The sequence below is a fragment of the Halobacteriovorax sp. CON-3 genome (assembly GCF_043196995.1).
GTDB lineage: Bacteria > Bdellovibrionota > Bacteriovoracia > Bacteriovoracales > Bacteriovoracaceae > Halobacteriovorax_A.
Map to the genome: position 1 here is coordinate 1,414,525 of NZ_JBEBNA010000001.1, position 18,788 is coordinate 1,433,312.

20 protein-coding genes and 1 tRNA gene are annotated in these 18,788 nt (G+C 37.9%); 16 read left to right on the plus strand and 5 right to left on the minus strand.

Annotation, left to right across the window (positions count from 1 at the left end; translation table 11 throughout):
* Positions 1 to 27 precede the first annotated feature (27 nt).
* The 6 genes from ABMA72_RS06645 to ABMA72_RS06670 all read left to right on the plus strand — a co-directional run bounded on the left by ABMA72_RS06645 (position 28) and on the right by ABMA72_RS06670 (position 6,002).
* Complete coding sequence (locus ABMA72_RS06645) at positions 28 to 933, plus strand: diguanylate cyclase (RefSeq protein WP_392857279.1); 906 nt, start codon at positions 28 to 30, stop codon at positions 931 to 933.
* Positions 934 to 941: 8 nt separating this feature from the next.
* Complete coding sequence (mutL, locus tag ABMA72_RS06650) at positions 942 to 2,633, plus strand: DNA mismatch repair endonuclease MutL (RefSeq protein ID WP_393056581.1); 1,692 nt, start codon at positions 942 to 944, stop codon at positions 2,631 to 2,633.
* Positions 2,630 to 3,589 (plus strand): tRNA (adenosine(37)-N6)-dimethylallyltransferase MiaA, encoded by a 960-nt coding sequence (miaA, locus tag ABMA72_RS06655; RefSeq protein WP_393056583.1) that lies wholly within the window; start codon positions 2,630 to 2,632, stop codon positions 3,587 to 3,589. The genes mutL and miaA overlap by 4 nt, the downstream gene beginning before the upstream one ends.
* Before the next feature lie 41 nt (positions 3,590 to 3,630).
* Positions 3,631 to 4,473 (plus strand): pyruvate, water dikinase regulatory protein, encoded by an 843-nt coding sequence (locus ABMA72_RS06660; protein WP_040314013.1) that lies wholly within the window; start codon positions 3,631 to 3,633, stop codon positions 4,471 to 4,473.
* Between the two features lie 113 nt (positions 4,474 to 4,586).
* Positions 4,587 to 5,132 (plus strand): hypothetical protein, encoded by a 546-nt coding sequence (locus ABMA72_RS06665; protein WP_392857284.1) that lies wholly within the window; start codon positions 4,587 to 4,589, stop codon positions 5,130 to 5,132.
* A gap of 48 nt (positions 5,133 to 5,180) precedes the next feature.
* A complete protein-coding gene (locus tag ABMA72_RS06670; protein WP_392857286.1) occupies positions 5,181 to 6,002 on the plus strand; it encodes a hypothetical protein in 822 nt (273 codons plus the stop codon).
* A 60-nt stretch (positions 6,003 to 6,062) separates the two neighbouring features.
* Here the strand turns inward: ABMA72_RS06670 and rpsU are convergent, their stop codons facing one another.
* Positions 6,063 to 6,287, minus strand: a complete 225-nt coding sequence (gene rpsU / locus ABMA72_RS06675) for a 30S ribosomal protein S21 (RefSeq protein WP_021266202.1) — start codon at positions 6,285 to 6,287, stop codon at positions 6,063 to 6,065.
* 163 nt (positions 6,288 to 6,450) lie between these two features.
* Between rpsU and ABMA72_RS06680 the strand changes: the two genes are divergently transcribed.
* Positions 6,451 to 7,698, plus strand: coding sequence for a replication-associated recombination protein A (locus ABMA72_RS06680; protein ID WP_393056585.1), 1,248 nt, complete (start codon positions 6,451 to 6,453; stop codon positions 7,696 to 7,698).
* Here ABMA72_RS06680 and ABMA72_RS06685 read toward each other — a convergent pair.
* Positions 7,695 to 8,099: a hypothetical protein gene (locus tag ABMA72_RS06685; RefSeq protein WP_393056587.1), complete on the minus strand. Its 405-nt coding sequence runs from the start codon at positions 8,097 to 8,099 to the stop codon at positions 7,695 to 7,697. The two genes, ABMA72_RS06680 and ABMA72_RS06685, sit on opposite strands and share 4 nt — an antisense overlap.
* A 232-nt stretch (positions 8,100 to 8,331) precedes the next feature.
* Here ABMA72_RS06685 and ABMA72_RS06690 point away from each other — a divergent pair, with 232 nt between their 5' ends.
* Positions 8,332 to 9,150: an endonuclease I family protein gene (locus ABMA72_RS06690; protein WP_392857293.1), complete on the plus strand. Its 819-nt coding sequence runs from the start codon at positions 8,332 to 8,334 to the stop codon at positions 9,148 to 9,150.
* Between the two features lie 132 nt (positions 9,151 to 9,282).
* Positions 9,283 to 10,035, plus strand: a complete 753-nt coding sequence (locus ABMA72_RS06695; RefSeq protein ID WP_393056589.1) for an endonuclease I family protein — start codon at positions 9,283 to 9,285, stop codon at positions 10,033 to 10,035.
* On the opposite strand, the gene ABMA72_RS06700 is transcribed toward ABMA72_RS06695, so the two are convergent.
* The gene (locus tag ABMA72_RS06700) at positions 10,015 to 10,149 is read right to left on the minus strand and encodes a hypothetical protein (RefSeq protein ID WP_021265781.1); all 135 of its coding nucleotides are present in this window, start codon (positions 10,147 to 10,149) and stop codon (positions 10,015 to 10,017) included. The genes ABMA72_RS06695 and ABMA72_RS06700 overlap by 21 nt on opposite strands.
* 120 nt (positions 10,150 to 10,269) lie before the next feature.
* Between ABMA72_RS06700 and ABMA72_RS06705 the strand changes: the two genes are divergently transcribed.
* The gene (locus tag ABMA72_RS06705; protein WP_393056591.1) at positions 10,270 to 11,001 is read left to right on the plus strand and encodes an SAM-dependent methyltransferase; all 732 of its coding nucleotides are present in this window, start codon (positions 10,270 to 10,272) and stop codon (positions 10,999 to 11,001) included.
* 93 nt (positions 11,002 to 11,094) lie between these two features.
* Positions 11,095 to 11,709 carry a hypothetical protein gene (locus ABMA72_RS06710; RefSeq protein WP_393056593.1) on the plus strand — a complete coding sequence of 205 codons (615 nt, stop codon included), beginning with the start codon at positions 11,095 to 11,097 and terminating at the stop codon, positions 11,707 to 11,709.
* Positions 11,710 to 11,774: 65 nt separating this feature from the next.
* Here the strand turns inward: ABMA72_RS06710 and sucB are convergent, their stop codons facing one another.
* Both sucB and lpdA read right to left on the minus strand, forming a co-directional pair.
* Positions 11,775 to 13,430 carry a 2-oxoglutarate dehydrogenase, E2 component, dihydrolipoamide succinyltransferase gene (sucB, locus tag ABMA72_RS06715; protein WP_393056595.1) on the minus strand — a complete coding sequence of 552 codons (1,656 nt, stop codon included), beginning with the start codon at positions 13,428 to 13,430 and terminating at the stop codon, positions 11,775 to 11,777.
* 20 nt (positions 13,431 to 13,450) lie between these two features.
* Positions 13,451 to 14,839 (minus strand): dihydrolipoyl dehydrogenase, encoded by a 1,389-nt coding sequence (gene lpdA / locus ABMA72_RS06720; protein WP_392857307.1) that lies wholly within the window; start codon positions 14,837 to 14,839, stop codon positions 13,451 to 13,453.
* 232 nt (positions 14,840 to 15,071) lie between these two features.
* On the opposite strand from lpdA, the gene ABMA72_RS06725 reads away from it, so the two are divergent.
* From ABMA72_RS06725 to ABMA72_RS06745, 5 genes are all read left to right on the plus strand, one after another.
* Complete coding sequence (locus ABMA72_RS06725; RefSeq protein ID WP_393057078.1) at positions 15,072 to 15,866, plus strand: exonuclease domain-containing protein; 795 nt, start codon at positions 15,072 to 15,074, stop codon at positions 15,864 to 15,866.
* 15 nt (positions 15,867 to 15,881) lie between these two features.
* Positions 15,882 to 16,148 carry a hypothetical protein gene (locus ABMA72_RS06730; protein WP_393056596.1) on the plus strand — a complete coding sequence of 89 codons (267 nt, stop codon included), beginning with the start codon at positions 15,882 to 15,884 and terminating at the stop codon, positions 16,146 to 16,148.
* Entirely contained in the window at positions 16,145 to 17,074 is a 930-nt protein-coding gene (locus ABMA72_RS06735) for a KamA family radical SAM protein (RefSeq protein ID WP_393056598.1), read from the plus strand. The genes ABMA72_RS06730 and ABMA72_RS06735 overlap by 4 nt, the downstream gene beginning before the upstream one ends.
* 47 nt (positions 17,075 to 17,121) lie before the next feature.
* Positions 17,122 to 18,300, plus strand: a complete 1,179-nt coding sequence (locus ABMA72_RS06740; protein ID WP_393056600.1) for an APC family permease — start codon at positions 17,122 to 17,124, stop codon at positions 18,298 to 18,300.
* Between the two features lie 117 nt (positions 18,301 to 18,417).
* Positions 18,418 to 18,493 (plus strand) — tRNA-Gly (locus ABMA72_RS06745).
* The last annotated feature ends 295 nt before the right edge of the window (positions 18,494 to 18,788 follow it).

Sequence of the window (18,788 nt, forward strand, 5' to 3'; positions counted from 1 at the left end):
CTATTATAAAGTACTGAAAGGACGAATATGAGTGATGACGCTACTCTAGTATTAACTGACATCAAAGCTGCCCTAGCATCAGCGAATAAAGAAGCCGAAGATAAGCCTGCGGCCCTTCTTGTTGTTGGTGGTGATTTAAACGGTACTCTTTTCGATTTAAAAGAAGAAGAGATTACAGTTGGTCGAAGTGCAAAGTGTGATATTCCACTTGAATTTAATGGAATCTCAAGAGAGCACTTTAAACTAGTTTCATCAGCAGATGGATATCAGGTAGTTGATCTTGGTTCTAGAAATGGAACTTTCTTAAATAACAGTAAAGTTGAGGCCCCTACTGAATTACAAAAAGGTGACATCATTAAGATGGGTGCAATGGCGCTAAAATACCTTCCAAAAGGTGATCCAGAAAGACTTACATATGATAAGCTTCAACTAGAAGCTAATACAGATGGACTAACTGCTTGCTACAACAAGTCTTTCTTCAATAAGAAACTTGATATTGAAGTAAAGAAGTCAAAAGTAACTGGTACTCCACTTTCTCTTATTGTTTTCGATCTAGATCACTTTAAGAAACTTAATGATAATTACGGACACGATGCTGGTGACTACGTTTTAAAAGAACTAGCAGAAGTTATCCGTTCAAATGGAATTAGAGAAACAGATATCTTTGCCCGCTACGGTGGAGAAGAGTTTGTTGTCCTACTTCCAAAAACAAATATTAAACAATCATACGAAATCGCTGAGCGCCTAAGAAAGGCCGTTGAGACTCACGATTTCATTTACGACGATAATAAGTTACCGGTAACTGCATCGATTGGTGTTTCAGACTACAGACAGGGAGTTAGTAGCGGAACAGACCTATTTAAAAGGGCCGACTCTGCAGTATACAAGTCCAAGGAAGGTGGAAGAAACCAGGTTAATTTCTATCGCGACTAGTTCGTACAATGGAAATATCAGAAAATACACAAAATAGAATTAACCTTCTTCCCGAACACTTAATTGATCAAATCAAGGCCGGTGAGGTTGTTGAACGCCCGGCCAATGTTCTTAAAGAATTACTAGAAAATTCAATTGATGCAAACTCAACTAAAGTTCGAGTTACTATTATCAATGCAGGACTTGACCTCATTGCAATTGAAGACAATGGTGATGGAATGTTCTTTGACGAACTCCCCTACGCCTTCTGCCGTCACGCAACTTCTAAAATAAATAATTTTGAAGATATTTATCGCCTCAATACTTTTGGCTTCCGTGGAGAAGCTCTAGCTTCCATCTCTTCGGTTGCACGTATCTCTTGCCACTCTGCCCCTCGCTCTAATCCAGAAGAAGGTGCAAAGTATGTCATTCACGGTGCGCGAACAGTTGAGCATTCAAAGTATTCAACACATAAGAGTGGGACTTCGACTTATGTCAAAGACCTCTTCTTCAATACGCCAGTTCGTTTAAAATTTGTGAAGTCTGGTCAAAGTGAGAAGAATGCACTTAAGCGTGTTATCAATTCTTTCTTAATTAACTACCCACAAGTTGAGTTCTCTATTACTTGGGATGATCAAGACCCAGATATTTACCGAGCTCAAGAGCATACAGTTAATCGTGTTGGTGAAATTTTTAAGAAGAAGTCACGTAAAAATAGACCAGAGATACTTCAGTCCTATGGTGAGTATCTTGGTTCAAGTTGTCAGTTCTATATTTCAAAAGATGCCTCTAAAGGTTATAGCGGTAAGCAACAGTTTCTCTTTGTAAACAACCGCCTTTTTACTGATAAGAAGATCCATCAAATCATTATTCGAAATATGGAAAAGTTTTGGCCTCAGGGCCTAACTGGTGATTACATCATGCAATTTAAGGTTCCCGAAAATGAAATTGATGTAAACGTTCACCCTAATAAAACCATTATTAAATTTTTAAAGAGTAATGAGATTTTCTCTCTAACGAGTGCAACAGCAAAGAAACTCATTTCAGAGAATCAAGATCATATTACAGAAAATCACTCATTGGAGATGAATGAGGAAGAAGCGAATTTTAATTCTCTTTCAAGTGCCCTCTTCAACCAAGGTGCAGATAATATCGTTGCCGACAATTTTGGTGGCGGATTAAATCTTCAAAGATTTCAAAATGAGCTCAATCAATCAACGGACTTTCATGGCCAGAGTTCTCTGTTTGGAGAAAATGCTAGTGGCCAACAAAGTGAGCTTACAATTTCGGTCTTAGGAGAGAATGTCTTTCTTTTTAATCACGTTGAAAGAGGTCCATACTTTGTAGACGCACAGGTCTTCTTAGACGAAGCTTGTGAACAAATTGATATTGATAATATGACTCCTCTGTTAATTTCTGAGCCTATCTCAAAAGATATCTCTGATATGGAAAATCTTGCGCAATATATGGCAATGGGAATTGAGATCGAGCGTCTTGATGGACACACATGTGTTCTAAGATCTGTCTCTCATGTATTTGAAGACCTTCCTTACGCAAAGATTGCGACTAATATTATTAACGGAAGTGAACTGCTTGAAGATTTAGAGCTTCAAGTGAATGAGGTCAGAAAACTCCTTTCATTTACTTCATTCTACGATCTTGTTGAGAAGAAAATTGCAAAGAAAATCTCACCAAAGAAATTGAGAAAATTATTAAAATGACAAAGAAATTGATTCTTATATTAGGGCCTACGGCCTCTGGAAAAACAGGCATTAGCATTGAGCTAGCCAAGCGAATTGGTTTGGAAAAGTGTCACGTTATCAATTTCGATAGTGTCCTCTTTTATAATGAATTAAATATTGGAAGTGCTAAACCTGACGAGAAAGAGATGGACGGTGTTCCCCATCACCTCGTTAGCATCTCCCCTATTACGAATGAACTTAATGCATCCGACTTTGTGGAGCTAGCAAAGAATAAAATCAATGAGCTACATGCAAGAGGAATTATTCCTATTCTTGTTGGAGGAAGTGCCTTCTACCTTAGAAGTTTAATTCGTGGCATGTACGAGTCGGAATCAACAGATGAGGCCATTCAACAAGAGGCCCGTGCGCTCTATGAGAAAGAAGGTATGGAGCCAATTGTCGACTACCTTAAGACTCACGATCCTGAATCTCTTGAGAACCTTCATGAGAACGACCACTATCGTCGCACTCGAGCCTACGAGTATCACCGCATGACGGGCAAGAAGATCTCTGAGCAAAAGAAGCAGGCCGATGACCAGGGAGCCTATGACTTTTCAACAAATATTCACGGTTGGGAAACTCTAAATATCTGCCTTGATTTACCAAAAGAAGAACATTGGGAAATTATTTTAAAACGCACAAAGCAGATGCTCTCTCAAGGTTTATTAGATGAAGTCAAAGAGATCATGGGAGATAGTAAGCATCATGCTGAACTTAAGGCCTTAAAGACCATAGGCTACAAAGAAAGCATCCAATTCTTAAATGGCGAGATTACATCTGAAGAGGAATTAATCGAGAAGATTTATTTTGCAACTCGCCGACTTGCGAAGGCTCAAAAAACCTTCCTAAAGAAAGTGACTCCTTTATCTCGCTTTCACCCATTAAGTCAGCGAAATGACATCTATAACCTTGTCGAAGACTTCATTCTTGAATAAAGTAGATTAAAGAATTAAATCGAGGCTAAATTTTGAAAAAGATGAAAATAATTATTATTTCTGATGGAACAGGTTCAACAGCAAAAGCGATTAGTCGCGCGGCCATGACACAATTCCCAGAAAGCGAAGTCTTCTATACAGGTTTTAAGAATGTTCGCACAAAGGAACAAATTAAATCAATTTTTGACGAAGCAGCTATTCATCACGACCTCGTAATTTATACAATCGTTTCAGCAGAACTTAGAGAATATACAAAAGAAATCTCAATGCAAAAGCATGTGCGCTCCCTTGATCTAATGGGGCCAGTTTTAACGACTTTCTCTAATTACTTTCATCAAGAACCTAAGAGTGAGCCAGGCCTTCTACACGCTGTGAACTCAGAATACTTTGACCGTGTTGCTGCAATGGAGTTTACGCTTAACCACGACGATGGAAGGAATGTTGAAACTCTCCACCTAGCAGATGTTATTCTTGTGGGGATTTCTCGTACATCAAAAACACCTCTTTCAGTGTACCTATCTCAACACGGAATCAAGGTTGTAAATATCCCTATTATCAATGGACAAGATCTTCCAAAAGAACTCTTTGAAATAGACCAAAGAAAAATCTTTGCCCTTACGATTGACCCTGAAGCACTTTATTCAATTCGTAAAAACCGTTTAAATAAACTTGGCGCAACTGAGCACACAGGTGATTATGCGGACACGAATAAAGTAATCGAGGAACTAGAATGGGCCAATGAAATCTTTGGCAAGAATAAGAGATGGCCGGTATTTGATGTTACTGACCGCGCCCTAGAAGAGACGGCCACAGATATCATGAAACTGCTTCAAATGAGAAAGAATAATATTTTCAAGCAGTTAATGAGTGAGTCTGACGAATAAATTCCATGATAATTAGTTAAATTTCAAATTTTATAGGAAATTTACTTAACTTAATACCCAATCGTTCCGATTAACTAAATAACATTATCAATTTAGTAACTACGGGGTTCGTTGTGTCTAAGGTCTTATTTTCTGGAAAAATCAAAGTTAAAGGTGCTGGAGCTGATGTAGTTTATAAATTCGATACTCAAGAGCCTACCTTTGATGAAGTGATGATGAATAATTTTTCTCACCTTAATTTTTCAGAGAATGAAAAAAGAGTTCTTACTGCTAAAAACAGAAAAGATATCTTCAAGTTTGAAAACTTAAATACAAAAGAAATCGAAAAATATTCAAATGACCTTCTCTCTCTTATTAAAAGAGTTAAAAGCGATAGAATCCAAATTGAAACATCAAATGCCGGTGCCTTTATTTGCTTGGCCCTTATTTATTCAGGTAAGATTCCTTCTCACCTCGATGTTCACTTCAAGCTTCACGGAGCACCATTAAGATTGTTTCCGAGAAGTTTAGCAAAGAATAAAATTCCAAGACATAATATTTCAATTTCACTTTGTAACATTGATAGCTGGGTTCAAGAATTTCGCTCTCTTCAAAAGAAACCAAAGTTCATTGAACTAAGTCATATTTCTCCTCAAGCAGACCTCGATCTGGTTGGTTAAGAGTTCATTTCATTGACATTTTGCGCCACCTCTTCAATCATTTAAGAAGTGAAGAAAATAATTTTTGCCATTCTTTTAACGCTTTCAAGTTTTGCCGAGTATCCGTACTTCAAATTTGATTCATCAAAACTAAAGCTAAGTGATTATAGCTATCGTCGCTATGTACGTCCGCAACTTCGTTCAATCAAGAATGACTTCTACTATATCGTAAAGAGAATCACCTACACATCTCAAGACTTTATCAACTTAAGAGAGAATACATTGAAACTCGTTCTTCAATTTGATGGTGCATATAGTGATTGTAAGAAAAATCAAAAGACCTGCTATCAACACATAAAGGAAGTCATTCCGCTTATTCAAGCAATTGAGCGAAATATCAAAAAGCTACGAGAAGACTTTATTTCTCTACCAAGTAAGCAGTACGGAAATGTTGATGATTATATCAACCTTATCTCTCTTCTTGATAATATCGATAACCTCAACCTTAGGATTCAGTCTTATATTCAACTTCTTCACCTTACAGAGGGTACTAATTTCTCGACTTATACTCCTCATATTGAAAAGTATAAGAATTACGTTGGTAAGATGTATAACTATTCAAATGATGCCTTCATCTACATTATTCCAAATGAGTTAAAGCCATCTTTTGAACAATTTCTTGATAACTTCCTCTCACCTCTGGAATTAAAGATGATTCCAGAACTCGATAGACGCTGGTTTATCGATCGCCTTGGTGATCTCAATATGCAATGGAATGTTTTTCACATGGACCTAGAAAAGGGCCAAACAGGATTTCCAAGAGAGTATGTTCGTAACGTTAAGGTTATGCACGCTCGTTGGAATAGTATTTTAAAATTGATGTTTTACTAGCCTACATATAAGAAAAGGCTCCTTACGGAGCCTCTCTTTATATAAGAAATTTAAATCAAATTAGATTTTAGAACCTCTACTGTACTTCGTCTGAGTTTTCTTTCTTCTCTTCTCAGCCGCTTGTAGCTTTTCTTTATTTCTAATAGAAGGCTTCTTATACTCTTGTCTCTTTCTGTATTCTCTAATAACACCGAAAGCTTCGCAGTATCTCTTGAATTTCTTAAGAGCTCTTTCCGCACTTAATCTTTCATCGATCTCGATTTTGATTGAGTAATCTTTAGACATAACATTCACCTCCTTCTATTTTTTTTTCTCAACGCCTTTAACGACGCATTTGCGAGATTTATTAGCACGTTACTACATGCAAATTTTGTCTAGCTTTAATTGGTATGTTAAATTACACGACGGCCCCACAGTGTGTCAATGGCCAATAACGAATAGGTAATATATGCAACAAGGCTTATTTAACGCAAAAGACAACAAAGTTACTCCCCTGGCCCATCAGGTTAGACCTGAGAGTAGACAGGATTATGAAGGCTTTGACGCGCTTGCTAGGCGCTTTCCCTTTCTTAGAGGTGAAAGTATTCCTTCTCTTATTATCTGGGGACCTCCAGGAAGTGGAAAGACGACTCTGGCAAAGGTCTTAGGTAATGAAATTCATGCAAATTTCTATGAATTCAGCGCCGTTTTATCAGGTGTTGCAGACCTAAAGAAGCTTATTCAAAAGGCCCAGGAAGAGGCCCGCGACTTCCAAAGAAAGTCCATTATCTTTATTGATGAAATACACCGCTTTAATAAGGCCCAACAAGATGCTCTACTTCCTCACGTTGAGCAAGGTAGTTTTATTCTAATTGGTGCAACAACTGAAAATCCACGTCGCTCAGTGAATCGAGCTCTTCTGTCGCGCATGAAGATCATTGAGCTTAAGTCATTTACAACAGATAAGATTCGCTCACTTATAAAGAGAACGATCAGTAAGCTTGAAAAGGATCTATCGCAAGAATATCTCGAACTTATTTGCGACTACGCAAATGGTGATGCAAGAATCGCTCTTGGTAGTTTAGAAGTTATCTTCTCTCTTCTTGAGCAAGAAGACGAAATTGATTTTGAAACTGTTAAAAATATCATCAAAGAGAACTCTCGTAATTTTGATGCTGGTGGAGATCGTCACTATGATGTGATTTCTGCCTTTATTAAAAGTATGCGTGGAAGTGACCCTAACTCCGCCATTCTTTGGTTAGCTGTTATGCTTGATGGTGGCGAGGACCCTGTCTTTATTGCCAGACGACTTGTTATCTTTGCCAGTGAAGATGTTGGTAATGCTGATCTAAATGCACTGACAGTAGCAACGAATGCCCTTCATGTTGTGCAAAATATTGGAATGCCTGAAGCAAGAATCACACTCGCTCAAGCGACGACTTATCTTGCCAGTACAGTTAAGAGTAATGCTGCTTATAATGCTATAAACGAGGCCCTAGCCTACGTTGAAAACTCACAGACGATTGAGGTTCCTGAGCATTTAAAGAATTTTCCAGATAAGTTTCACAAGGTAAAGTATCAGTACCCGCATAGTTTTGAGGGCTCATTTGTAAGACAGCAATATGCTCCAAAAGGAACACCAAGATTCTATCAACCTAAAGAGATAGGTGTTGAGAATAATATTAAAAAGCGCTTATCAGAATTATGGGGTGATTAATCCCAACGAGAATAAACAACAAAAGCGTCTGTTTGTAGATCTTTTGTCACAAAGAAGAATCCCATATTCGATTCAATATAGCAGCTCATTGAATAGTCTTGTCCAGGAACAAGCTCTACACAACGGCTCTTAGCACGCCCTGATGGTGTTTTAGAGAAGTTAATTGTGTTATGACTATTACATCCATTAAGCTCAAGAGTCGTTCTAATGATAGCAATTGCTTCATCTAGAGGTCTTCCCTCGAAATCAATATCTGCATCAACCTCATCTGTATTAACTTTAAAGGCACGGCTATCGACATTAAGATCATATGTTAGCTTCTTAATACAATTAAGAGTTGTCTTAGTGTAAGCAAATGCACTTGAAGATATAAGCAATGATGCAAGTAAGATGTATTTCATATTAAGTTAGCCTAATAGTGTTGTTATTTTCTTTGGTGACTTATACAAAAACACACTAAATAAATCCAGATTTTTCGGATCTTTTGTCAAAGTTTCATTAAGAGCAATGCGTCTAATTGCTGAAAATAGATTCTGTGTCAGATTTTATTAGAAAAACTTAAGATTCCTATTAGCCAATTTAATAATTATGTCATATAAAAGTTTCACACACACAAACACCAAAGGGGATTTGATGAAAATCGCAATCGTTCTATCAACACTACTTTTCGCTCTTACGAGTAATGCTGCAGAATTAGACAACTACTACCCAAAAGAAACAAAAGACGTTCTTTCTAGAGGTGGAGAAGAGCTAAAGAGTTACCTTTTTGAAGTTCTAAACTCAACTCACCAAAAGACAAACTCTCAAGACGTACTTGGTTGCGACTCTAAAAACAAAGGTCGTTGTTATGGCCAAAGAAGCCTTGGATACAAAGGTGCTAGAAAAGTTCTTTTCGGAAAAATCCACTTAAAAGAAGATGATAAAGGTTACTACATTAAAGATGTATACTGCCAAAAAACACTAAGAAGATACCAAACTCGTTCAATGGGTCCAGGGCAAATCCCTAACTCAAACGTTCTTAACTGTGAGCATACTTGGCCACAATCTAAATTTACTGGTCGTTTTGATAAAGGACTTCAAAAGTCAGACCTACACCACCTATACCCAACTGATTCAAAAGCAAACTCTGTAAGAGGTAACTACGAATTTGATAATGTAGATGGTTTCCCAGTAGATTATGAAGATTGTACAGCTTCTCAAACTCAAGGTAACGGTGCATTCGAGCCACCAGCTGATCACAAAGGAAATGTTGCAAGAGCACTTTTCTACTTCTCTGTAAGATACGATATCTCAATCTCAAGCAACCAAGAAAGAGTTCTTAGAGAGTGGGACAAGCTTGATCCAGTTGATGCTGAAGAAAGAGAAAGAAACGAAATTATCTATTCTGTACAAAATAACAGAAACCCATTTATTGATATCGCTAACCTAGCAGATAAGATCAATAACTTCTAATAATTGACTAATCCATTTCAGTACTAATATTGGCCTTCTGTTAAGAAGGCCTTTCTATTTGATTTTTTATTTTGCAAAACCTTTTATCTTTGAGATGCTTTTATGTACAGGAACATTATCAAGGATTAGATTTTGAAATTAAGACTCTTAGTAGTGGCATTATTGGCCCTAACGACCACTGCCGGATATTATCCGGAATCATTTAAAGCAGATATCGCAAATGATCTCTTAAAAAATGAAAACCTAAGAACAAAACTACAGAAAATTACCAGTCAAAATCACACAAAAAATTCATACTCTCAGGCCAAGCGCTACCTATTTAATGAATTACATTTAAGATACGATGAAAGTAACCAACCTTATGTAAAAGGCGTTTACTGTAATAAAGTATTCAATGAAAGAACTCCAAATATTGGACCGATTGGTAATGGAAGAATTCCTAACCACCAAATTGTAAACTGCGAGCACACTTGGCCTCAGTCGAAATTTACAGGTGGTTTTAGCTCAAAGCTACAAAAGGGTGATCTACACCACCTCTTCCCAACTGATTCTAAAGCAAATAGCGTACGTAGCTCAAATGACTTTGGTGATATTAAAAGTGGAAAGAGTGCGACAAGAGATTGCTTTGCTTCTCACTCAGATGGACACTACTTTGAGCCACCTACAGAGCACAAAGGTAACGTTGCTCGTGCAATGTTCTACTTTGCGACACGCTATGGAGCAAAGATTAATAGTAGAATGGAGAGCTATCTAAGAAGATGGCATGCGGAAGATCCAGTAGATAGCGAAGAGATCGAACGCAATGATAAAATCGAGAGGATTCAAGGAAATAGAAATCCTTTTATCGACTTTCCTGAGCTAGTTTCAGATATCAAAGACTTCTAATATATTTTCAACTTTTTGGCGGCCTTGTAAATTGAGGCCGTCAATAAATACCGTCGTCACCGCAGCATTCGCTAAAGTCACAAGCAAACCTAAAAATACTAAAAACTTAATCATAGGAACCTCCTATTTGGCTTCTTAATATATTTTAAACACTTAATTAAAGTTCTCACAAATTCTAATTGATTAAGATTTCATGAAGATAGAATTTTAAAGAAAATAGGAGTATAAAAAACTATGTTTCAAATAATTCGAAAATTACTTAGTCAGAAGGGATTCAACGCTAAAGCAAAGCAGGCCTTTTCAAATTACTACCGTTTTGCAAAAGAATCACAATCATATCTAACATACTGTAAAGAAATGCATGGAATTGACTGTTTCATGCAAAATAACCTTTCAAAGAAGCAATTCTCGGCCCTAACATCCCACTTTAAGCCTCATCAGAAAGTTCTCGATATTGGCTGTGGTACAGGTCAGTTAACATCTTACTTTGCCAAAAAGTACAAGCTAAAGGCCAAGGGATTTGATTTAGTTGAAAGTGATCATGAGTATAAAGAAGCAAATTATGAAACAACATGGCTGGGAGAAAACGAGTTTGACCTTGTGATCTCACTAGATGGCTTCTATATGCTAAATGACCTTTATCGCACTCTAAATAAGGTTATGGACAGCCTAAAGCCAAAGGGAAGATTCATCCTCACCTATACTTCTGAGAGGCCATTTCACAAGACTCGACTTGGTAAGGCCTTAGCTAATAAGTATAAGGATAAATTTGAAGTTCAGGATTTCACTCAAGATGATCTTATTTTTAATAATAAGGCCAAGGAGCTGCTAGAAAAGCTGGCCCCTGATTTTATCGCTGAAGGAAATTCAAACCTATATCGTACTAAGTTCAACGAGATTAATAAGAATGTTGAGTCACACAAGGCCAAGAAGATGTATCGAAGCCTTGTTACTATTTATAAGTAGTTAGAAATTTAGTTTGTTGGCCAACTGTTTTCTTTGTTAAGCTTTTGTGAACTTGTTTTACTTCAATATCGATGAAATCTATAGTTCATAGTTATGAAGAAGCTAGTACTGATATCCTTTGCCCTTATCCTAACCTTTAAAACTTTTGCTGCTGAAGTCTCAGGTATTGCCGTTTCTAGTCACGTTAGTGAGTTCTCAGTTGTGGACTCAAAATATGCGAGGGAAATCTTTCTAGGCCTACCTGTTAAGAATACCTATGCCGATCTCGTCCATGGCCTTGTCTTTCGCTACCACAAGTATTTCTTTTGTGTACGAGAACCAAGTCATAAATTTCATTGTCACCTTTACTTGAATGGCCTCGGAAGCGGACAATTATCTGCCTTTGACAAGGATACGGATTTTGGAAAAGGCACCATTAGTGAATTTCTTGGAACCTCAAAGGCCAATGGAAAATCAACTATTAGCTACGATAATAATACCTTAAGAATCAAATTTGATTCCCATCTAGCGAAACGCTTCTGGGATAAGCTCGATCTTATCGCCGAGAGCTATCATACAATTGGAAATAAAAAATACGAGGTAAGAAAAGGAAAGCACCTTAATTGCTACGTTGAAAAGAATGAGAAAAAAGATATCTACCAATGCCAATTTAACGTTACGATCAAGACAAATCGGCCAAAGATTGAAATTGATAAAGAGTTGAATTAGAACGAAATAGGAATAAAAAAAGGCTACCGATGGTAGCCTTTCTTATTATGAAAATTTAAAACTTCTTAGAATAATTGTGCCCAATCAGTAGTCTGAAGAGTGTTGATTACGTGTCTAAGGAATTTAGAACCAATCTCACCATCAATTAGTCTGTGGTCATATGTATGAGTTGCATACATCATCTGACGAATTGCGATTGCATCATCTTCAGTAACAATTGGACGCTTCTTCATTGTACCAACACAGAAAATACCAAGTTGTGGTTGAAGGATAACTGGAGTTGCTGCAAGAATTCCAAATGATCCGTTATTTGTGAAAGTATAAGTTCCACCTGACATATCATCCATTGTAAGCTTCTTAGCTCTTGCCTTTTGAACAAGCTCATCAAGCTTTCTTGCCATACCTCTAATATTTAAGTTATCAGCACCTTTGATTACTGGAACCACTAGACCATTACCAGGAACAGCTACAGCACATCCAAGGTTGATATCTTTCTTCATATGAATCTCATCTCCAACAATTGAAGAGTTAACCATTGGGAACTCTTTAAGTGCTTGAACAAGAGCATAAAGAATAAAGTGAGTATAAGTTAGAGAGAAACCTTCTTCTTTTTTGAATTGGTTCTTAAACCCTTCTCTAAACTTAAATAGGTTCGTCATATCAACTTCATCAATTGAATTAACGTGTGGAGAAGTCATTTTAGAAGCGATCATATTCTTAGCAATCGCTTTTCTCATATTATCCATTTTGATAACTTCAACACGTCCGCTTGTTGCAGATGGAACTGAAGCTGCTGCAGGAGCTGGTGCTGCTTTTGGAGCCGGAGCTGCCGCTGGCGCAGGTGCCGCTGCTGGAGCTGAAGTTGTTGCAGCAGGAGCTGCCCCTCTATTATTTAGGTAGTTCATGAAGTCAGCTTTGTTAACACGTCCGCCTGCTCCACTACCTTTAAGGTGTGCTAATTCATTAACATCAACTCCGTGCTTTTGAGCAAGAGTTCTAACAAGTGGTGTGTAGAAACGACGTCCTGCTGGAACTGAAGCTGCTGCTACAGGAGCTGCTGCAACTGCCGCTGGTGCTGCCGCTGCTGGAGCGCTTGCTACTGCTGCTGTCGTAGTCGCTGCTGCACCAAATGCTTTAGAAGTATCTGTTTCGATAGCTGCGATTTTAATCCCAACATCAATTGTCTCACCTTCTTCAAAAAGAATTTGTTCAACACGACCTGCGTATGGTGATGGAATTTCTGATTCAACTTTATCAGTCGAGATCTCAAGAAGAATTTCATCGATTTCAATCATATCACCTGGCTGCTTGTGCCACTTAGTAATTGTACCGTTAGTGATTGACTCACCCATTTGCGGCATAACAACATCTTCAAGAGTATCTGAAGAAGAAGCTACTGCTGCAGGAGCTGGTGCTGCCTCAGGAGTTGGAGGAAGTGTTTCAGCAGCAGGTGCCGCTGGAGCTGCCGATACAGCTGCGTTTGCATCATCATCGATTGCTGCGATTTTTACACCAACATCAATAGTCTCACCTTCTTCAAAAAGAATCTCAACGATCTTTCCAGAGAATGGCGATGGAATTTCTGATTCAACTTTATCAGTCGAGATCTCTAGTAGGATCTCATCGATTTCAATCGTGTCACCAACTTGCTTGTGCCACTTTGTAATCGTTCCGTTTGTAATAGACTCACCCATTTGTGGCATTACGATATCATTTTTCATATTCAGTCCTTATATATAAATTAAAAGTTTATTGATCTACCTTTAGCGTTTAACACAGACTCAGCTAGGAATTCACCTAAAGTTGGGTGTGGGTGAATTGTTGCGAACATTTCTTCATCAACACCTTCCATTTGTCTGAACAGTACATACTCGTGAATAAGTTCAGTTGCATGAGTACCGACAATATGTGCACCAAGCATTTCTCCATCTTCACCCATAAGAGTTTTAACAAACCCTTCTGTTTCGTTAGATGCCATGGCCTTACCATTTGCAGTAAATGGAACCTTACCAACTGAGTATTTAATACCTTGCTCTTTAAGAGCTCTTTCTGTGTAACCAACAGATGCAACTTGTGGCTGACAGTAAGTACAACCAGCAACATTCATCTTATCTAGTGGGTGTGGATGAAGACCTGCAATTGCTTCTGCTGCAATAATACCTTCGTGAGAAGCTGCGTGCGCTAGAAGTGGTGGCCCAGCAAGGTCACCAATTGCGTAAATATTAGGTACATTTGTTTGGTAAGTATTATTTACGGCAACAAATCCACGATCTGTTTGAACACCAACAGTCTCAAGCCCGATACCGTCGATATTTCCTGTCATACCAACAGCGATTAGACCCATATCAAACTTATGCTCAACAGTCTTTCCACCTTTTACTTCAGTGATTGTTACGTCATTACCATTGTTCTTAGCTGAAACTTTTTCAACACCAAGAGACATTTTAATCCCGTATTTCTTATATGCTTTTTCTACAACTTTAGATGACTCTTCATCTTCAATTGGAAGTAAGTGCTTTTGAAGTTCAAAGATATGAACATCAACACCAAACGCATTCCAGAAGTAAGCAAACTCAACACCAATTGCACCTGCTCCGATGATCCCAATTGACTTTGGAAGCTCTTCCATTTTAATCGCTTCCCAAGCACCAATTAGTCTCTTCCCATCATGCTCAAGTCCAGGGAATGAGCGGTAGTGAGCACCAGTAGCAAGGATGATATTTGTTCCTTCAATTGTTTCAGTGTGACCACGAGATGAAGTAACTTCAACTTGTGTATTTGTGCGAAGTTTTCCGTATCCTTCAAAAACTTCAATTTTATTTTTCTTCATTAGGTAAGCAACACCACCAGAAATCTTAGCAGAGATTCCCTTTGCACGCTTAACTGCTTGGCCACCGTTTAAACCTTTAAGTTCAACATCAATACCAAGATCTTTCATATCAGCAAGCTCGTGTACACTGTGAGCTGCTTTAAGAACCGCTTTAGTTGGAATACATCCACGGTTAAGACAAACACCGCCAAGCTCTTTACTTTCTACGATAGCAGTCTTCTTTCCAAGTTGGGCTGCACGAATAGCGGCGACATATCCACCAGGCCCAGAACCAATAACAATAACATCAAATTTCTTCATAAAAATATTTCCTCAAACTATTGACCATAAGGCCCATAATCAGTAATAAAAGTTAAGATTTAAGGTTCTTCAACGTACTAAAATTATTTAAAATTGGCATGACACGTTGCTACGATTCGTTAATATTTACAAATCGTTGTAACTGCCCTCTATAAGCCAACTTAAAGGGATTATCATTAATTTTACACAGAGCGAAATTAAAAATATCAATAAGTATTTCCCAGAAGGCCTTATAGCACTCGATCTAGAGACCTCTGGACTCTCCCCTTTAGTTGACGAAATCATTGAAATTGCGGCTATTAAAGTCATCGGGAACAAAATCGAAACTTTTGAAACCCTTGTAAAACCTAAAAATCCAATTCCAGAATTCACAACAAAAATCCATGGTATCACTGATGAGATGGTTAAAGAGTCTCCTTCAATTGAAGAGGTCTTACCAAAATTTCTTGAGTTCTGTGGAACTCACACTCTCGTGGCCCATAATGCAAAATTTGATATAGGCTTTATCGTCTTTGCCATGCATCAACTTAAGATGGAATTACATAAAGCTAAAGTTTATTGCTCATGCAAGCTTTCTCGTAAATATGTCAAAGGAAGCGAGAACCATAAACTAAGTTCATTGTGTAAACATTTTGATATTCCACTTGAGAACCACCATCGTGCACTAGACGACACAGTCGCGTGTCTGCGAGTTTTTGCTAAAACTCTCGATGAAGTAAAGTCGAATCGTCAGCTCAAAGAAGGTGAAATCTTAAATATTCAAGATTTCAGAAAGGCCAATATTGCAGAAGCTCCTGAAACGATTCAAAAACTTCAGCAACATATTGCTAAACAAGAAGTGATTGATATCAAGTATAAGGGTGGAACTTACAAAGGTAAGTTTAGACCAATAAAACCTGTTGCCTTACTTCCCATGCCAGCGGGAGATGTTCTCTACGCTCACTGCCTACTTACAGATATCTACAAGTCTTTTGCCATTAAAAAGATTCAAGAAATCCGTGAGCATGTTGAAAATGACTCAAAGTAGTTATATAAAGACGCCATGTTAGCAGGAAAATCAATCTCATATAAAATCCAATTTGTTGTGATCTTCATCATTCACATCGCCTTACTCTATTGGATTTACTGGTTACTTCAAAACACAGGTGTTCTTTCAACGGTTAGTGTAATGCTTCACTTTACAGGAATTGCACTTTACGGTGCCCTACTTATTCGTGGTTGTGCAGCTTGGGCCAAGTGGCATCATTTAAACGACATTAAGAAGTACGAAGAAGCACAAAGAAATCAAGAAGATCAAGATCAAAAATGAGAAAAGGACTTCGCAGCACAGATGAAGTCAATGCTCGCTTTGGTCTTAATTTAGAACCATCTCGTTACGAAGTATTTATTCCAGATCATATAAATGAAATCATTCAGAAAGAAGGTCTAGACGGCATCCACGCCAAACAATTTCTTCCTTCGCATGAAGAGCACTCTGATACTGGGCTTGAAGACCCTATCGGTGACCAAGAAAAGTATGTCGCTCCTCAACTTATTCATCGCTACGATAATCGCGCCCTCTTTACACCGACGACAATTTGTCCGGTAATTTGCCGCTACTGTTTTAGAAAGAACGAATTAAGTGACAAGCATGAAATCTTTAAGGCCGACTTTGAAAAAGTTATGACTTACCTCAAGGCCCATCCAGAAATTAATGAAGTCATCTTCTCTGGAGGTGATCCATTCATGCTTGCAGCTTCAAAGATTGATTTTTACTTAAGTGAGTTTAGTAAAATAGAGCATATTAAATTCATTCGCTTTCATACGAGAACTCCGGTCTCTCTTCCAAATTATATTGGTAATGAAGTGATTGAAGTTCTAAACAATTACAAAAAAGTTTTTAACGATATCAATATTGTTATTCACATTAATCACGCAGATGAGATCACAAGTGATGTACGTGATTGTCTTGCAAGACTTGGAAGCAACTTTTCTCTGCTTTCACAATCAGTACTGTTAAAAGGCGTAAATGATAGTGTCGATGATTTAGTAAAACTGATTTATGCACTACATGAACTTGGGATGAGACCTTACTATCTCCACCACCCTGATCAGGCAAAGGGTGCCATGCACTTTTATCTCTCACAAGAAGCAGGCCGTGAGATTTACCGCAAGCTACGCCGCCAAATTCCAGGCTGGTTACTGCCTCAGTATATTCTTGATTCACCAGATGGCTCTGGGAAGCGCAACTTATAACTTAAATAGAGTTTTAATTAACTTAGAGTTTTTTTAAAATTCGCAATATGACAAAATTAAAAAGAACTCTCAATACATTTCAAGTTTCTTTGTATGGTATTGGTACAATTTTAGGAGCAGGAATTTATTCGCTAATTGGAAAGATTACTGCAACCTCGGGAGTCCTGGCCCCAGTTTCATTTATAATCTCTGCACTCATCGCTTCTTTAACAGCAGTATCATACTCACAACTAGTAAAGCTCCATCCAAAAAGTGCAGGAGAAGCAGAGTACGTTTACCAAGGGTTTAAAAACCTGAGTCTATCAAATATCGTCGGCTGGTTAGTGGCCTTTACTGGTGTTGTTAGTGCATCGACATTAACTAAAGCATTTATTGGTTACTTCAAAGTAATAATAAACCTACCCAATTCTCTCATCGCCGCCCTTGTCATTCTAATAATCACCCTTCTCGCCATCAAAGGAATCAAGGAATCAATCAATCTAGTTATTGTCTTTACTCTTATCGAAGTTACTGGACTTATTTTAGTTTGCTTAGTGGCGTGGCCAGAGCTTGTTGAAAATGACTTCATGATTCCAGTAATACTAGAAAGTCTTTCTTGGAATCAATCTCAGTCAATCATTGCTGGAGCTTTTATTGCTTTCTACGCCTTTATTGGTTTTGAAGACATGGTAAACCTTGCTGAAGAAACGACCGTTGCAGGAGTTACTATTAGTCGCTCCATATATATCGCATTATTCACTTCAACAATTCTCTACATCTTGGTGGCCGTTGTTGCAATCTCAAGTATTCCCTTAAATAAATTAAACACTAGCTCTGCTCCAATCAAAGATATGTATGTTCATCATGGAGGCAATCCCCTCGTTATTAGTCTGATAGGAGTTTTTGCGATATTCAACGGGATTATGGCCCAAGTGATTATGGGTTCTCGAATACTCTATGGCCTTCGCCACCCCTATAAGTGGATGAGCTTTCTATCTGTGGTTAATGAAAGAACAAAAACTCCTATCTATGCAACACTTGTCATCGCTGTCGTCATCACCTTACTCATAAGTTTTTTTGAATTAAAGTCGCTGGCCATGGCCACAAGCTTTATCATTCTAATAGTCTTCACTTTTGTTAATACTTCTCTCATTTTCATTCGAATAAAGAATAAGCAGGTCAAAATTAAATATCTTTGGAGTCCGATTTTGGCCGTCGTAGTAAATATATTATTTCTTATTAGTTAATTGTACGGGGGTAATTTGATTGTAAAATTAAGTATTTAAACTTTTTCTTAGATTTTTTTATTCCATAAGTATTGACAACTTTTTCTCTCAGCAATATATTTCTTCTCACTCAAATAAGCGCGTGTAACTCAGTTGGTAGAGTGTCACCTTGCCATGGTGGATGTCGCAAGTTCGAATCTTGTCACGCGCTCCATTCTCTATTCCAAATTAAGATCCTATTTCATTTTATACGATACACCGGCACTAACGCTTGGTTAATCTTGCTGAATGCTTGCGCATTCAGTATCACGCGCTCCATTCTTTAAATAAATAAGATATTTCCATTTTTAAACGATACGCTAGCGCTGACGCTTGCTAATCTTGCTGATTGCTATTCGCAATCAGTATCACGCGCTCCATTCTTTAATTCAAATTAAGATCCTATTTCATTTTATACGATACACCGGCACTAACGCTTGGTTAATCTTGCTGAATGCTTGCGCATTCAG

Bases quoted from the DNA above. Each gene is read 5' to 3' on its own strand.
- ABMA72_RS06645 (WP_392857279.1), top strand. From the start codon at position 28: ATGAGTGATGACGCTACTCTAGTATTAACTGACATCAAAGCTGCCCTA.
- mutL (WP_393056581.1), top strand. From the start codon at position 942: ATGGAAATATCAGAAAATACACAAAATAGAATTAACCTTCTTCCCGAA.
- miaA (WP_393056583.1), top strand. From the start codon at position 2,630: ATGACAAAGAAATTGATTCTTATATTAGGGCCTACGGCCTCTGGAAAA.
- ABMA72_RS06660 (WP_040314013.1), top strand. From the start codon at position 3,631: ATGAAAATAATTATTATTTCTGATGGAACAGGTTCAACAGCAAAAGCG.
- rpsU (WP_021266202.1), bottom strand. From the start codon at position 6,287: ATGTCTAAAGATTACTCAATCAAAATCGAGATCGATGAAAGATTAAGT.
- ABMA72_RS06680 (WP_393056585.1), top strand. From the start codon at position 6,451: ATGCAACAAGGCTTATTTAACGCAAAAGACAACAAAGTTACTCCCCTG.
- ABMA72_RS06685 (WP_393056587.1), bottom strand. From the start codon at position 8,099: ATGAAATACATCTTACTTGCATCATTGCTTATATCTTCAAGTGCATTT.
- ABMA72_RS06690 (WP_392857293.1), top strand. From the start codon at position 8,332: ATGAAAATCGCAATCGTTCTATCAACACTACTTTTCGCTCTTACGAGT.
- ABMA72_RS06700 (WP_021265781.1), bottom strand. From the start codon at position 10,149: ATGATTAAGTTTTTAGTATTTTTAGGTTTGCTTGTGACTTTAGCGAAT.
- ABMA72_RS06705 (WP_393056591.1), top strand. From the start codon at position 10,270: ATGTTTCAAATAATTCGAAAATTACTTAGTCAGAAGGGATTCAACGCT.
- ABMA72_RS06710 (WP_393056593.1), top strand. From the start codon at position 11,095: ATGAAGAAGCTAGTACTGATATCCTTTGCCCTTATCCTAACCTTTAAA.
- sucB (WP_393056595.1), bottom strand. From the start codon at position 13,430: ATGAAAAATGATATCGTAATGCCACAAATGGGTGAGTCTATTACAAAC.
- lpdA (WP_392857307.1), bottom strand. From the start codon at position 14,839: ATGAAGAAATTTGATGTTATTGTTATTGGTTCTGGGCCTGGTGGATAT.
- ABMA72_RS06730 (WP_393056596.1), top strand. From the start codon at position 15,882: ATGTTAGCAGGAAAATCAATCTCATATAAAATCCAATTTGTTGTGATC.
- ABMA72_RS06735 (WP_393056598.1), top strand. From the start codon at position 16,145: ATGAGAAAAGGACTTCGCAGCACAGATGAAGTCAATGCTCGCTTTGGT.
- ABMA72_RS06740 (WP_393056600.1), top strand. From the start codon at position 17,122: ATGACAAAATTAAAAAGAACTCTCAATACATTTCAAGTTTCTTTGTAT.